Annotated in this window: 14 protein-coding genes; 8 read left to right on the top strand and 6 right to left on the bottom strand. The window is 66.3% G+C overall.

Annotated elements, in window-relative coordinates:
- The first annotated feature begins 130 nt into the window (after positions 1-130).
- Together cbbX and rpe are read left to right on the top strand one after the other, a co-directional pair.
- A complete protein-coding gene (cbbX, locus tag J1C48_RS13790) occupies positions 131-1,192 on the top strand; it encodes a CbbX protein (protein ID WP_207258523.1) in 1,062 nt (353 codons plus the stop codon).
- On the top strand, positions 1,189-1,875 hold the full coding sequence (rpe, locus tag J1C48_RS13785) for a ribulose-phosphate 3-epimerase (protein WP_207258521.1): 687 nt from the start codon (positions 1,189-1,191) through the stop codon (positions 1,873-1,875). The genes cbbX and rpe overlap by 4 nt, the downstream gene beginning before the upstream one ends.
- A gap of 32 nt (positions 1,876-1,907) precedes the next feature.
- Here rpe and J1C48_RS13780 read toward each other — a convergent pair whose 3' ends face one another.
- The 5 genes from J1C48_RS13780 to tsaD all read right to left on the bottom strand — a co-directional run bounded on the left by J1C48_RS13780 (position 1,908) and on the right by tsaD (position 5,173).
- Positions 1,908-2,135: a DUF3072 domain-containing protein gene (locus J1C48_RS13780; RefSeq protein ID WP_207258519.1), complete on the bottom strand. Its 228-nt coding sequence runs from the start codon at positions 2,133-2,135 to the stop codon at positions 1,908-1,910.
- Positions 2,136-2,239: 104 nt separating this feature from the next.
- Positions 2,240-2,677 (bottom strand): EVE domain-containing protein, encoded by a 438-nt coding sequence (locus J1C48_RS13775; protein ID WP_207258517.1) that lies wholly within the window; start codon positions 2,675-2,677, stop codon positions 2,240-2,242.
- Position 2,678: 1 nt separating this feature from the next.
- The gene (locus tag J1C48_RS13770) at positions 2,679-2,969 is read right to left on the bottom strand and encodes a YciI-like protein (protein WP_207258516.1); all 291 of its coding nucleotides are present in this window, start codon (positions 2,967-2,969) and stop codon (positions 2,679-2,681) included.
- Positions 2,970-3,077: 108 nt separating this feature from the next.
- On the bottom strand, positions 3,078-4,058 hold the full coding sequence (locus tag J1C48_RS13765; protein ID WP_207258515.1) for an NAD(P)H-dependent glycerol-3-phosphate dehydrogenase: 981 nt from the start codon (positions 4,056-4,058) through the stop codon (positions 3,078-3,080).
- A complete protein-coding gene (gene tsaD / locus J1C48_RS13760) occupies positions 4,055-5,173 on the bottom strand; it encodes a tRNA (adenosine(37)-N6)-threonylcarbamoyltransferase complex transferase subunit TsaD (protein WP_207258514.1) in 1,119 nt (372 codons plus the stop codon). The genes J1C48_RS13765 and tsaD overlap by 4 nt, the downstream gene beginning before the upstream one ends.
- 271 nt (positions 5,174-5,444) lie before the next feature.
- Here tsaD and hemC point away from each other — a divergent pair, with 271 nt between their 5' ends.
- The 6 genes from hemC (at position 5,445) to J1C48_RS13730 (ending at position 12,345) form a co-directional block, all read left to right on the top strand.
- On the top strand, positions 5,445-6,380 hold the full coding sequence (gene hemC / locus J1C48_RS13755; RefSeq protein ID WP_207258513.1) for a hydroxymethylbilane synthase: 936 nt from the start codon (positions 5,445-5,447) through the stop codon (positions 6,378-6,380).
- Between the two features lie 16 nt (positions 6,381-6,396).
- Positions 6,397-7,104, top strand: coding sequence for a uroporphyrinogen-III synthase (locus J1C48_RS13750; protein ID WP_207258511.1), 708 nt, complete (start codon positions 6,397-6,399; stop codon positions 7,102-7,104).
- A 388-nt stretch (positions 7,105-7,492) separates the two neighbouring features.
- A complete protein-coding gene (locus tag J1C48_RS13745; protein ID WP_207258510.1) occupies positions 7,493-9,181 on the top strand; it encodes a COG4223 family protein in 1,689 nt (562 codons plus the stop codon).
- A 16-nt stretch (positions 9,182-9,197) separates the two neighbouring features.
- Entirely contained in the window at positions 9,198-10,847 is a 1,650-nt protein-coding gene (locus J1C48_RS13740; RefSeq protein ID WP_207258508.1) for a heme biosynthesis protein HemY, read from the top strand.
- 104 nt (positions 10,848-10,951) lie between these two features.
- On the top strand, positions 10,952-11,416 hold the full coding sequence (locus tag J1C48_RS13735; protein ID WP_207258506.1) for a tellurite resistance TerB family protein: 465 nt from the start codon (positions 10,952-10,954) through the stop codon (positions 11,414-11,416).
- Between the two features lie 167 nt (positions 11,417-11,583).
- Entirely contained in the window at positions 11,584-12,345 is a 762-nt protein-coding gene (locus J1C48_RS13730) for a glutamine amidotransferase (protein ID WP_231081794.1), read from the top strand.
- 45 nt (positions 12,346-12,390) lie between these two features.
- Here J1C48_RS13730 and aroQ read toward each other — a convergent pair whose 3' ends face one another.
- Complete coding sequence (aroQ, locus tag J1C48_RS13725; protein ID WP_207258504.1) at positions 12,391-12,843, bottom strand: type II 3-dehydroquinate dehydratase; 453 nt, start codon at positions 12,841-12,843, stop codon at positions 12,391-12,393.
- Between the last annotated feature and the right edge of the window lie 155 nt (positions 12,844-12,998).

The following is a 12,998-nucleotide window of genomic DNA, read 5'->3' as shown; positions in this document are numbered from 1 at the left end:
ATCGACCCATCGTGCTTTGCCGAAAATCGATTCCGATTTTCGGGCCGATGCTGGAGACCGACTTGGCGAATCGAAATGACCTTCGCCTCGCCGGCCGTCCTGGAGCCTCAATCCAACCGGAGGTCATTTCATGAGCTACCTCGATCAGTTGAACACGGGCGCGAAATCGAAAGATGCGGGTCCACCGGACGAGTCCAAGTTGGACATCGGCACCTCGCAAGGCGGGGCCGACGCTTTGCAGCAACCGCCTGCGACCACGGTCGACCTTCACCGTGAATATGAGGAGGCCGGCGTCAAGGACGTTCTCGACGAGCTCGATCGTGAGCTCGTCGGTCTGAAGCCGGTCAAGAAGCGGATCCGCGAGACGGCCGCGCTCCTCCTCGTCGAGCGGGCGCGCCGGCGGCTCGGCCTCGCCTACGAAACGCCGACGCTGCATATGAGCTTTACCGGCAATCCCGGCACCGGCAAGACGACCGTCGCGCTGAAGATGGCCGATCTGCTCCACCGGCTCGGCTATATCCGCAAGGGCCATCTCGTCTCGGTCACCCGCGACGATCTGGTCGGCCAATATATCGGCCATACCGCCCCTAAGACCAAAGACATTGTGAAGAAGGCGATGGGCGGTGTCTTGTTCATCGACGAAGCCTATTACCTCTACCGGCCGGAAAATGAGCGAGACTACGGCCAGGAGGCGATCGAGATCCTCTTACAGGTGATGGAGAATCACCGCGACGATCTGGTGGTGATCCTCGCCGGCTATGCCGATCGGATGGACAAGTTTTTCGAGTCCAATCCCGGCTTTCGCTCGCGGATCGCCCACCACATCGACTTTCCCGACTACACCGACGAGGAGCTTCTGCAGATCGCGGTCGGGATGCTGGAGCGCCAGCACTATCACTTGAGCGTCGAGGCCGAGCGGATTCTGGTGAGCTATATCGAACATCGGCGGGTGCAGCCGCATTTTGCCAATGCGCGCTCGATCCGAAACGCGCTCGATCGGGCGCGGCTGCGGCAGGCCAATCGGCTGTTCGAATCCGATGCCGGGCCGCTGGATGCCAATGCGTTATCTCAGATCGCCGCCGAAGACATTGCGGTCAGCCGGGTGTTCCGGCAAAAGCCGGGACAGACCGCAGATTCGACTTCCCCCGAAGATGGGGGGCCCGGCGACGGGCCAGAGGAGAGACCGTCATGACCCGCCCGATCGTCATCGCGCCATCCATTTTGTCGTCCGATTTCTCGCGCCTCGGCGACGAGGTCGCGGCGATCGACCGCGCGGGGGCGGACTGGATCCATCTCGACGTCATGGACGGGCATTTCGTGCCGAACATCACCTTCGGCCCCCCGATCGTCAAAGCGATCCGGGGCGCCTCGGCCAAGATCTTCGACTGCCATTTGATGATCGAGCCGTGCGATCCCTATCTCGAAGCCTTCGCCGAGGCCGGCTGCGACATCATCACGGTCCATGCCGAAGCGACCAAGCACCTCGATCGCTCGCTGCAGGCGATCAAGGCGCTGGGCAAGAAAGCCGGCGTCTCGCTGAATCCGTCGACCCCGGAACAGGTGATCGAATACGTCCTCGACCGGCTCGACCTCGTCCTGTTGATGACGGTCAATCCAGGCTTTGGCGGCCAGGCATTCATCCCCGCCGTCTGCGACAAGATCGCCCGGGTGAAAGCGATGATCGGCGATCGGCCGATCGACATCGAGGTGGATGGCGGCATCTCGCCGAAAACCGCGCCGAAAGTGGTTGCGGCCGGCGCCAACGCGCTCGTCGCCGGCTCCGCGGTGTTCAAGGGCGGAACGCCGGCTCACTACGAAGCGAATATGGCGGCGATCCGCGATGCGGCGGCGGGGGCGCTGGCCGACGCCGCCTGACGCGGCGGCGTTCCCGTCATCCGAACGGCGGCTCAGGTCTCGCCGCCGCTCACCCGTTCGCTCTCGTCCTGCAACAGCTCGATCAGCTTCGACGCGTCGGCCTTGGTCAGGCTCTCGTCGAAGGGATGGCCGGTCTCCTCGCACAGTGTCTTCAGATAGGAGGCCTGGGCGCCGGTCATCGGCTCACCGCCAGTGGTCCAGTCGGACGGATCCTTCTGGGTGTTGGACGTCTCGTCGGTCTTCGGGGAGAATTTGGTCATCGGGCATCTCCGGATATGAGGGGCTTGTTCCGGAAAAGTTCTTTTTGCCCGAGTCGTTCCCCGAAGCGATGCGACCCAATCGCCGCACCGCATCGGCCTGCGGCTCAGCCCTTCATCGCCGCTTTCGGGTCGAGGCCGCCCATCTCGCAGATCAGGCGAAACTCGTCCTCTTTGACCGGCTGGACCGAGAGACGGGAATTGTTGACCAGCACCATTTCGGAAAGTTTCGGCTCGGCCTTGACTTGATCGAGCGTCACCGGCGTTGGCACGTCCATCACCGCCTTGATGTCGACGCACTCCCATTTCGGGTCGTCGGTGCTGGAATCGGGATGGGCTGCCTTCACCACCTCGACGATGCCGACCACCGCCTTGCCGTCGTTGGAATGGTAGAAGAAGCCGCGATCGCCGATCGCCATCTCCCGCATGAAGTTCCGGGCCTGGTAGTTGCGGACGCCCGTCCACTCCTCGCCCGCCTCGCCCTTGTCCTTCTGCTGCTCCCAGGACCACGTGATGGGTTCGGATTTGTAGAGCCAGTAGCGCATGTCAGGCGGCGTCCGGATTCTTGATCGCCCAGGTCCAGCGCTTGACGTCGACGCTCTCGAACAGACCGGCCTTGGCATAGGGATCTTCGGCGGCGGTGGCCTTGGCGGCGTCGAGCGTTTCGGCGTCGATCACCACCAGGCTGCCGTTCGGCTTCTCGTCGTCGCCGAGGAACGGGCCGGCAAATTTCAGCGCATCGCCAAGGCCGGTCAGAAAGGCGAGATGCGTCGGACGGGTGTCCATCCGCAGTTGCAGATGCCCCGGCTTGTCGGTGCAAAGAATGGCAAAGAGCATGAGAGAGGTTCCCGGAAATGGGCCGGCAGGCGGGTGGGCGCCGCGAAAAGCGACCGATGCCGGCGAGCGAAAAATCACCTTACGAGCTATCTCGGGATTGCCGCGCTTTCAACCGACTTCGCGTTTCAACGGTCGGGCGAGCAGCTGCTGCACTGCCTCGTCGATGGTTAGATTGCGGGACAGAACCTCAGCGACGGTCGCGATGATCGGCGCCTCGGTGCCGCTGTCCCTGGCAAGGCGCGCGGCAATGGCGGCGGTGAAGACACCCTCGGCGAGTTTGAGGCGGGCCAGATCGTCGCCGCGCCCGAGCGCAGCGCCATAGGAGAAGTTTCGGGACTGCGGCGAGGAGCAGGTGAGCACCAGATCGCCGAGGCCGGAGAGCCCCATCAGCGTTTCCGGCCGGCCGCCAAGCGCTTCGCCGAGACGGCGCAGTTCGACGAAGCCACGGGTGACGAGCGCCGCCTGGGCCGAAGCGCCGAGCCCGCGGCCGACGACGATGCCGGCGGCAAGCGCGAGAACGTTCTTCAAAGCGCCGCCGGCCTCGACTCCGCGCAAATCGCTGCTGGCGTAGCAGCGAAAGGTCTCGGTCGACAGGGCACGGGCGAGGCTATCGGCCAGCGTCTCGCTCGCGGCCGCAACCGTCACCGCCGTGGGCAGGCCGCGGGCGAGGTCGCTGGCAAAGCTCGGGCCGGATAGAACGCCGATCGGCCGGCCGGGCAACGCGGCCGCGACCAGCTCGGACATGAAACGGCCGGTCTCGCGCTCGATTCCCTTGGCGCACAGAACCGGAACCGCATCCGCCGGCAGATGCGGGGCGAGCGCTGCGGCCGTCGCCGCGATGGTCTGAGCCGGCACCACCAAGAGCACGAGATCGCAACCGGTCAGGGCCTCGGCGGGATCGATGGTTGCCCGCAGCGACGGCGGCAAGTCGATCCCCGGCAAATAGCGCGGGTTCTCATGGGCCGTATTGATCGCGGCGGCGATCGCCGGATCCCGGCCGAGCAAACTGATCTTGGCGCCACCGCGCGCATAGAGCGAAGCCAGCGCCGTGCCCCAGGCGCCGGCGCCGACGACTGCGATCGTCGTCATGCTTTGGCTCCCCGGCGCCCGTGGCCGACCAGCGGCGCGGATTTTTCGTCGAGCGGCCAACGCGAGCGCACCGCGACGTCGAGCGGATCGGTCCGCCCGGCCTCGACGCGTTCGAGCCCGGCATAGGCGATCATCGCGCCATTGTCGGCGCAGAGCGCCGCGGGCGGCGCGACGAGGCGCGCGCCGGCGCTCTCGCATTCGGCCTTGAGCGCCGCCCGGATGTCGGCATTGGCGCCGACCCCGCCGGCAACGCCGAGCACCGGCTGAGCGATTTCGGGAAAGCGCTCGCGAAAACGGGCCAGCGCCCGGCGGATGCGGTCGGCGACGGTTTCGGCGGCGGCGCGCTGGAAGCTCGCACACAAATCCGCGACATCCTGATCGACGAGCGGCGCATGGGCTTCAGCGACAAGCCGCAGTGCCGTCTTGAGGCCGGAAAAAGAAAAGTCGAGCCGCGCTTCGCCCTTCATCGGGCGGGGCAGCGCGAAGCGCGTCGCGTCGCCCTTGGCCGCCATTGCTTCGACATTGGGGCCGCCGGGATGCGGCAGCGACAGCAGCTTGGCGGTCTTGTCGAAGGCTTCACCGAGGGCGTCGTCGATGGTCGAGCCCCAGCGCTCGTAGTCGCCGAGCCCGGAGACGAGCAGGATCTGGCTGTGACCGCCGGAGACGAGCAGCAGAAGATAAGGATAGGCAAGGCCGTCGGAGAGGCGCGGCGACAGCGCGTGGCCTTCGAGATGGTTGACGCCGATGAAGGGCAATCCCCTGGCCGCGGCGATCACCTTGCCGGTCATGGCGCCGACGAGCAGCCCGCCGACGAGCCCGGGGCCGATGGTCGCGGCGATGGCGTCGACGGCGCCAAGGCCAAGATCGGCATCGTCGAGCGCGGCGCGGATGATGCCGTCGAGCGCCTCGACATGGGCTCGGGCCGCGATCTCCGGCACAACGCCGCCAAAAGCCTGGTGCTCGGCGATCTGCGACAGGACGACATTCGACAGGATGATCGCGCGCCCGTCGACGCCGCGCCGCACCACGGCCGCCGCGGTCTCGTCGCAGCTCGTCTCGATCCCGAGGATCGTCGGTCCATCTGTGGCGGTGCCGCGGCCTGCGGGATGTGTCATCGCTTCAACGTCTTCGTTTTAAAGAGCTTTGCAAGGGCAAATGGCACGCGATCGCCATCGTCTGGCACGCCGAGGCGGCTCTTCAGGGCATCGGGCCCCGAGCCGACACCCCGGCCGACGCCAAGGCCGACGTTGACCGGCCGCTTGCATCCGGCCCTTGATCGCGATCATGCTATGCGCGATCTGATCTTAACATGGCAAGCCGGGCGGGCTTGCGATCGGTCGCCCCGCATCAGAGGCGGCAGGGACTTTTGACGGCAACGGGGTGATCTTGACCGAGAAACTGATCCGAATCGGCACGCGCGGCAGCCAGTTGGCGCTGGCCCAAGCGAGCGAAGTGCGGGCCCGGCTGATGAGCGCCCACGCTCTGCCGGAATCAGCGTTCTCGATCACCGTCATCTCGACGTCGGGCGATCGTATCCTCGATCGACCGCTTTCGGAGGTCGGCGGCAAGGGCCTCTTCACCAAGGAAATCGAGCTGGCGCTGATCGAGGAGCGGATCGACATCGCCGTCCATTCTTCCAAGGACATGGCGACGGCCCTGCCCGAGGGGCTGGAGATTTCCGCTTATCTGCCGCGCGAGGACGTGCGCGACGTTTTCATCGGCCGGGCGGCGCCGACGATCGCCGAACTGCCGCAGGGCGCGACCATCGGCTCGGCCTCGCTGCGCCGTCAGGCGATGCTGAAGCGGCTGCGTCCGGACCTCAACGTGATCATCTTTCGCGGCAATGTGCAGACCCGGCTGCGCAAGCTCGACGAGGGCCTGGCCGACGGCACACTGCTCGCACTCGCGGGACTGAAACGGATGGATATGACTGGCGTCGCGACCGAAATCTTCGATCCGGAGCACTTCCCGCCGGCTCCCGGGCAGGGCGCGATCTGCATCGAAAGCCGGATCGGCGACGACCGGGTGAAGGCGCTCGTCGGCGGCATCGCCGATGCCGAGACCACCGCGGCGCTGACCGCCGAGCGGGCGTTTCTGGCCGAGCTCGACGGCTCGTGCCGCACGCCGATCGCCGCCCGCGCGACGCTTCGGCCCGACGGCACGATGTCGCTGCACGGCATGATCTTGAAACCCGACGGTAGCGAGATGCATGAAACCCGCCGCACGGGGCTAGCGACGGAGGCCGAGGCGCTCGGCCGGCTTGCCGGGCGCGACGTCCTCGAGGCTGCCGGGCCGAATTTCTTCGCCGGTTGGGCCAATTGAGACGGCGGGCGGCGGGATGGCACGGGTGTTGATCCTTCGCGAGGCCGCAGAAGCCGAACGCACCGCCCGCGATCTCGTCGCCCATGGTCACCAGCCATTGATCCTGCCGCTGGAGCGCACCGTGGAGATCGACTCGCCGCTCGAACCCATGGCGGACGGTCGCGGCTTCGCAGGATTTGCCGCGACCAGCGTGCGCGCGATCCCGGCCCTTGCCAAGATGTTTCCAGGCGATGGACGAGCGCTGTTGGCGGTCGGCGAGACGACCGGCGATGCGGCGCGCGACGCGGGATTCTCCAATGTTTATGTCGCTGAGGGGGCGGCTGCGACGATGGGAGCGCTCGCTGGCACAGCCGGGCTTGGGGCGGGCGACACGCTGCTCTATGCCGCAGGGCGGCGGCGGACCGGAACGCTGGAGCGCGCGCTTGCCAAGGTCGATATCGGCTGTCGGATCTGGGAGGTCTACGACATCGTTCCCGTCGCGCTCGCCGCTGGCATCGTGCGCAGCGTGCTTGTTGCCGGCCCGCCGGACGCGGTGTTGCTCCTGTCGGCCGGTCAGGCTGAGGGTTATGCGCGGCTCGTCGAAACCGTGCCGGAGGCGTTCGCGCCGGCGCCGCGGCTGCTGGCGCTCTCGACCCGAATCGCCGAGGCCTTGCCAGAGCCGATGCGTGCGACGGTGCAGATTTCAGACCTGCCGCGCCTTGGCTCGCTTTTCGAATGCCTCTGATAACCTAGATCAGAGTGCTATAGGAACTCGGCGCTTGCGCCATGCGCGCGAATAATGGACCAATGAGCGAGAAAAGAACGGGCGCGCGATCGGCTAAACGGGTCGTATTCCCGCGACTTGCGAGCATGGAGCTGACGCAATGACCAACCGTCCCCGGCGATCCAGACCGACGAAGACGCGTGGCCAGACGATCGATCTCAAGGCGGAAAAGAAGACGACAGTGAGCGCAGGCGACGAGAACAAGACGGCCGAAGCCGCACGATCCGAATCGCCGAGCCCTGCCGAAACGCCATCCGCGCCCGCGGCGCAGCCGCCTGCGCCCGCCAAGACTGCGGCAACCGCCGGCACGACGGCGACGTCATCGGCTCCGACCGCGAAGGCTGCTCCGATGGCTTCGCCGACGTCCGGCCGTCCGCAGCCGGCAAGCCCGTCAAAGCCCACCGCAACAGCGTCAACGGCTGCACCTGTCGCAGCGACGGCCGCTGCGGCACCGCCAGCGCCGGCTTCAGCAGCACCCGCGACGGCGGCAAAGACCTCCGGTGAACCCGTCGGTGGACCGACGAAGACCGGTCTGGCGATCGCTGCGGCGACGCCGGCCAAAGCGGTGCCGAGCCCCTTAGGCGCCACAACCGCTGCCGCAGGTGCGGCTGGCGCCAAACCCGCAGCGCCAGCCTCGGCGACCGGTTCGGCTGCCAAGCCGGCGGGCGCGGCGGCTGCTCCGGGTGCGACAGCCCCGAAGCCTGCGGCTGCGACGATGGGCGGCACGAATACGGGCAGCGCCTCCTCTGCCAGCCCGGGGACGGACAATGCGTCGACCGGCCCTTCGAGCGCCGCCCGATCGACCGTGCCGCCGGCGCCGCCACCCGGTCGGCCGGGCGGCGCCGGTGTCGGCGCGGTCTTCGGTGCGGCCATTCTTGGCGCCGTGCTGGCGCTTGGGGGGGCGTCGCTGGTGATCGCCAATGGCTGGCTGCCGGGGCTTGGCGGCGGGCAGAAGAGCAGCGTCAATGACTATCTGACAACCGATGCCCTGAACACCATCAATGACGAGATCGCCAAGCTGCGTGCGCAGCTGTCATCCGGTCAGGCTGGCGGCGGCGCCGATGTGTCGGGCCTCGAAAAGCGCATCGCCGCGCTCGAAAGCTCGACGGCGGATCTTGCGGCGATCAAGCAATCCGCCGAATCCGCCGGACAGGCAGCCCAAAACGCCACCAAGGCCGCCAATTCCGCGCAGCAATCGGCGACCGCGGTCATGGATTCCAGCGATCGCACCGTGCGCGACGCCTCGGATGCGGTGAAGCAGGCGAATGCCGCCAACGCGGCGGCTGGTGCGGCACAGCAGGCGGCGACCAACGCCCAGCAGACCGCCAACGGTGCTCAGTCGACGGCGCAGACCGCACTCGATAAGGCCACTCAGGCGGCGAGCGACGCGAGCGGCGCCAAGGAGACCGCGAGCGCGGCCAGTTCGAAGATCGACGGCGTCGTCGCCGACCTCGAAAAGCGGGTGACGGCGATCGAAGAGGGCAACAAGCGGGCCGAAATCGCGCTGTCGGCGGCCAATCTGAAATCAGCGATCGATGCCGGCGGGCCGTTTGCCCAACAGCTCGAAACCTATGCCACTGTGGCCGGCGCCGGGCAGGCGACCGAGAGCCTGCGGCGCTATGCGGCGGACGGCGTGCCTTCCGAGCGCCAACTGGCCGATGCCTGGCCGCAAGTTCGCGCCAAAATCTCACGCGCGCTGTCACCGACCGCGGCCAACGCGCCGGTGGGCGATCAGATGCTGGCTGGGCTGCGTGCGCTGGTGCAGGTCCGACCCTCCGGCCCGGCGCCGGAGACCAAGCAGGGCAACACGGCGGTTCTCTCGCGTCTCGATGCGGCGATCGGCTCGGGCGATCTGAAGACCTTCGAAGCCGAGTGGGAAAAACTGCCGGATGACGCCAAATCAGCCAGCCAGGACTTCGCCGACCAGGTGAAGGCCCGGGTGACGGCGGAAGACATTGTCGCGACCACGCTGAGCGGCGCGGTCGCCGGTGGCCAGAAGGCCGCGCCGAACGCCGCCGAACCCGCCAATCAGGGTTAGTCCCAGGATAGACTCAATGCTGCGTATTCTCGCCTTTCTCCTTATCGTCCTGGCTGCGTCGCTCGGGTTCAGCTGGCTCGCGGACCATCCCGGCTCGGTCACATTCGATTGGCAAGGGCAGACCGTCCAGACCAGTCTGATGGTCTTCCTGATTGTGCTTGGCGCTTTGGTCACCGCCGCCCTGATCCTGGTCTGGGCGATTTCGGCCTTCTTCCGCACTCCCCACGCCATCGGCAATTGGTGGGAGGGGCGCCGTCGCAACAAGGGCTACAGCGCACTGTCGAGCGGCATCATCGCGGCGGGTGCGGGTGACGCGATCCTGGCGCGGCGGATGACCAAGCGCAGCGAGAAGCTGCTCGGCGCCCGCAAGGAGCCGCTGGTCCGCTTCCTCGACGCCCAAACGGCGATGATCGAGGGCGATCATGCCCGTGCTCGTTCGGTGTTCCAGAACATGGAGCGTGATCCGGAGACACGGCTGCTCGCCATGCGCGGCCTCTATCTCGAAGCTCAACGGGTCGGGGATGAAAACGCGGCGCGGTTCTATGCCGAGCGGGCGGTGCGGCTTGCGCCACATGTGCCCTGGGCCGGGGGGGCGGTCCTCGAAGGCAAGTCGCTTGCCGGCGAATGGGACGAGGCACTGCATATCCTCGAAGCGCAGAAGAACACCCGGCTGATCGATAGGGACGAGTCGAAGCGCACCCGTGCGGTTCTTCTGACTGCCAAGGCGATGGATACGCTCGAGGCCGAGCCGAAGCTGGCCAAAGCGGCGGCGCTCGAAGCGCATAATCTGGCGCCCGAGCTGGTCCCGGCCGCCCTCGTCGCCGCCAAGGCGTGCTTCCGGCTGGGGGATCTGCGCAAGGGCGTGAAGGTGTTGGAAAAGACCTGGACCTATGGCCCGCACCCGGAAGTCGCCGAGGCTTATGTGTCGGCCCGGGCCGGCGATTCCGTCGAGGATCGGCTGAAGCGGGCGCGGCATCTGGCGGGCCTGCGGCCGGGCCATGTCGAATCGGCCATGTGCGTCGCCCGCGCCGCGCTCGATGCCCATGATCTGACGCTCGCGCGCCAGTCGGCCCTTGAAGCGGCCGAGCTGGAGCCGCGCGAAAGCGTTTATCTCGTCCTCGCCGATATCGAAGAGGAGGAGACGGGCGAGGTCGGCCGCGTCCGCGAGTGGCTGGCCAAGGCGATCCGTGCGCCGCGCGATCCGGCCTGGACCACCGACGGCGTGACTTCCGAACATTGGGCGCCGGTCTCACCCGTGACCGGGCGTCTCGACGCATTCGAGTGGAAGGCGCCGCCACAGCGGGCCGTCGCGGCGCAAGGTCATGTTCTCGATGCGGCCTCGCAGTCGCAAAAGACCATCGACACCACTGTTGCGGCGGGCATTCACGACGCGGCGCCGAAGACCGTCGCGGCGACGGCCGAGGTGAATGCGGCGAAGGCGGACAAGGCATCGGTTCGTGACGCATCCTCGCCGCCGGCCGCGCAGCCGAAATACATGCCGAGTGCGATCGACAAGCCGGCTACGTCTGACGGCAAATCGGCGGCAAACGGTGCGGCTGTCGTGTCCGCCGAAAGTGCCAACGGCGCCAAGGCTGCGGCGGGCGCTGCCAAGACGGATGCGCCCAGCCGGACCAGCCAAGAACGCAAGGAAGCGCGGTTCGGATGAGCCGGCGGGCCGCGGCGGCGCGGGGTCGCCCAGCCCGGCGGCGCCGACAGTGCCTGCCGGCCGCTGGCCTACAGAAATAAGTTCCGAGCCGAAGATGGAGAGAGATGCTCGATTCGATCAAAGAGTTTTTCCGCTCGATCGCTTTGATCGATGAGGACGAGCGGGGGGCAGGCCCCGCCGATTCCGTTCAGGTGGCGACGGCCGCCTTGCTGTTTCACATCATCGAGGCCGATGGTGTCGTCACCGATGGCGAACGCCAGCGGATGATTGCGATTCTCGGCGAGGAGTTTTCGCTCTCCGTCGAGGAGGCGACGCGACTCGCCAGTGACGGGCGGCGCGCGGATCAGCAATCCGTCGACCTGTATCACTTCACCTCGATCCTCAAGCGTGAGCTCAGCGAAGAGCAACGGATCCGTTTCATCGAGTTGCTGTGGGAGGTGACCTATGCCGATGGCGAGGTGCACGAGCTCGAAGACAATTTGATCTGGCGGATTTCCGAGCTGCTCGGCGTGTCCACCCGCGATCGCATGCTAATGAAACATGAAGCGGCCGGCCGACAGGGCGAGTAGTGCCTGGCGCAAGCCTTCACGCATAGGGTGAACGGCATGTTTCTTGCTTCTGACGTTGACGGAGGCGGAGTCTTGCGCCCATGTCTTCGTAGACCGTTGATCGACAAGCACCCAAAAGGTCGCCGCATTCTTTCATGGCTTATCAGCATCAGACGACGACGAACGAAATGGTCCCTGCCTTGATGCAGCCCCCAGTCGACTATGTTCTCGACGGGCGCGACGAACGACCCATCCTCATCGTGCTGCATCAGGAAAATTCGACACCGGGCCGGGTCGGCCAAGTGCTCGGGCGTCATGGCATCAGGCTCGACATTCGCCGCCCGGTGCTGGGCCAGCCGCTGCCGGAAACGCTCGACGGGCATCGCGGCGCTATCATCTTCGGTGGGCCACCGAGCGCCAACGATGCCGATGGCTACATTCGCTCCGAACTCGACTGGATCAAGGTTCCGCTGAAGGAAGAACGGCCGTTTCTTGGAATTTGCCTCGGGGCCCAGATGCTCGCCAAGCATCTCGGGGCACCGGTGACGGCCCATCCGGATGGGCTCGCTGAGATCGGCTATTATGCGCTGCGGGCGACGCTGGCCGGCCGCCAGCTGGTACAACCTTGGCCGTCGATGATCTATCAGTGGCACCGCGAGGGGTTTGAACTGCCGCGCGGCGCGACGCTGCTGGCCGAGGGCGATTGGTATCCGAACCAGGCGTTCCGCTATGGCGAGGCGGCCTATGGCGTGCAGTTTCATGCGGAGTTGACGCTGGCCATGGTCCATCGCTGGACGACACGCGGCCACGAACGGCTGAATCTGCCCGGGGCCCAGTCGCGTCGCGCTCATTTCGAGGGCCGGGCGATCCATGATGGGCCGGTGCTCAAGTGGCTGGAAGCGTTTTTGGCGCGCAGCTTCGGTCGGAGGGTCGAAGCGGCGACCTCTTGAACGGGCAACAAACACACGGCTTTCTCTTTCGCCGGTCTGGCCCGGTCAGAGCGTTGCCGTTTGATCCGTGATCAGCTGCGCAGCGCGCGTCAGCGCGAAATCGTAGCCGTTGGTGCCAAATCCCGCGATCACGCCTTCCGCCCGATGTGAGACGAAGGAGTGGTGGCGGAAGCTTTCGCGCCGATGGATGTTCGAAATGTGGACTTCGAGCACGATACCGTCAAAGGCATTGAGGGCGTCGAGGATGGCGATCGAGGTGTGGCTGAAGGCGCCGGGATTGATGACGATGGCGGCAGCCGTCTCCCGCGCCTCGTGGATCCAGTCGATGATTTCGTATTCCCGGTTGGACTGCAGGCAGCGAAGCGTATGGCCAAGGCTGTCCGCCAGCGCGACAAGGCGCGTCTCGACATCCTTCAGCGTCTCTGAGCCATAGACGTCGGGTTGCCGTTTGCCGAGCAGATTGAGGTTCGGTCCGTTGATGCAGAAGATCTTCGCCATGGCGCGAGTTAGCCCGCCTCACGCTGTGATGGCAAGCAAATTGCAGGCTGCGTATCAGGGCGGTGTCAGGGCGCGTTGCGTCCGACTCGGTGAGTGGCGGGCGGTTTCGGCATGCGCCAGCGCTAGGGCGGAATGCGATAAACTGGAATCGCCAT

Origin of the sequence: Jiella flava, from assembly GCF_017349315.1 — a bacterium.
Lineage (GTDB): Bacteria > Pseudomonadota > Alphaproteobacteria > Rhizobiales > Rhizobiaceae > Jiella > Jiella flava.
This window is presented reverse-complemented; position numbering and strand designations above follow the sequence as displayed.

Bases quoted from the DNA above. Each gene is read 5' to 3' on its own strand.
- cbbX (WP_207258523.1), top strand. From the start codon at position 131: ATGAGCTACCTCGATCAGTTGAACACGGGCGCGAAATCGAAAGATGCG.
- rpe (WP_207258521.1), top strand. From the start codon at position 1,189: ATGACCCGCCCGATCGTCATCGCGCCATCCATTTTGTCGTCCGATTTC.
- J1C48_RS13780 (WP_207258519.1), bottom strand. From the start codon at position 2,135: ATGACCAAATTCTCCCCGAAGACCGACGAGACGTCCAACACCCAGAAG.
- J1C48_RS13775 (WP_207258517.1), bottom strand. From the start codon at position 2,677: ATGCGCTACTGGCTCTACAAATCCGAACCCATCACGTGGTCCTGGGAG.
- J1C48_RS13770 (WP_207258516.1), bottom strand. From the start codon at position 2,969: ATGCTCTTTGCCATTCTTTGCACCGACAAGCCGGGGCATCTGCAACTG.
- J1C48_RS13765 (WP_207258515.1), bottom strand. From the start codon at position 4,058: ATGACGACGATCGCAGTCGTCGGCGCCGGCGCCTGGGGCACGGCGCTG.
- tsaD (WP_207258514.1), bottom strand. From the start codon at position 5,173: ATGACACATCCCGCAGGCCGCGGCACCGCCACAGATGGACCGACGATC.
- J1C48_RS13750 (WP_207258511.1), top strand. From the start codon at position 6,397: ATGGCACGGGTGTTGATCCTTCGCGAGGCCGCAGAAGCCGAACGCACC.
- J1C48_RS13745 (WP_207258510.1), top strand. From the start codon at position 7,493: ATGGCTTCGCCGACGTCCGGCCGTCCGCAGCCGGCAAGCCCGTCAAAG.
- J1C48_RS13740 (WP_207258508.1), top strand. From the start codon at position 9,198: ATGCTGCGTATTCTCGCCTTTCTCCTTATCGTCCTGGCTGCGTCGCTC.
- J1C48_RS13735 (WP_207258506.1), top strand. From the start codon at position 10,952: ATGCTCGATTCGATCAAAGAGTTTTTCCGCTCGATCGCTTTGATCGAT.
- J1C48_RS13730 (WP_231081794.1), top strand. From the start codon at position 11,584: ATGGTCCCTGCCTTGATGCAGCCCCCAGTCGACTATGTTCTCGACGGG.
- aroQ (WP_207258504.1), bottom strand. From the start codon at position 12,843: ATGGCGAAGATCTTCTGCATCAACGGACCGAACCTCAATCTGCTCGGC.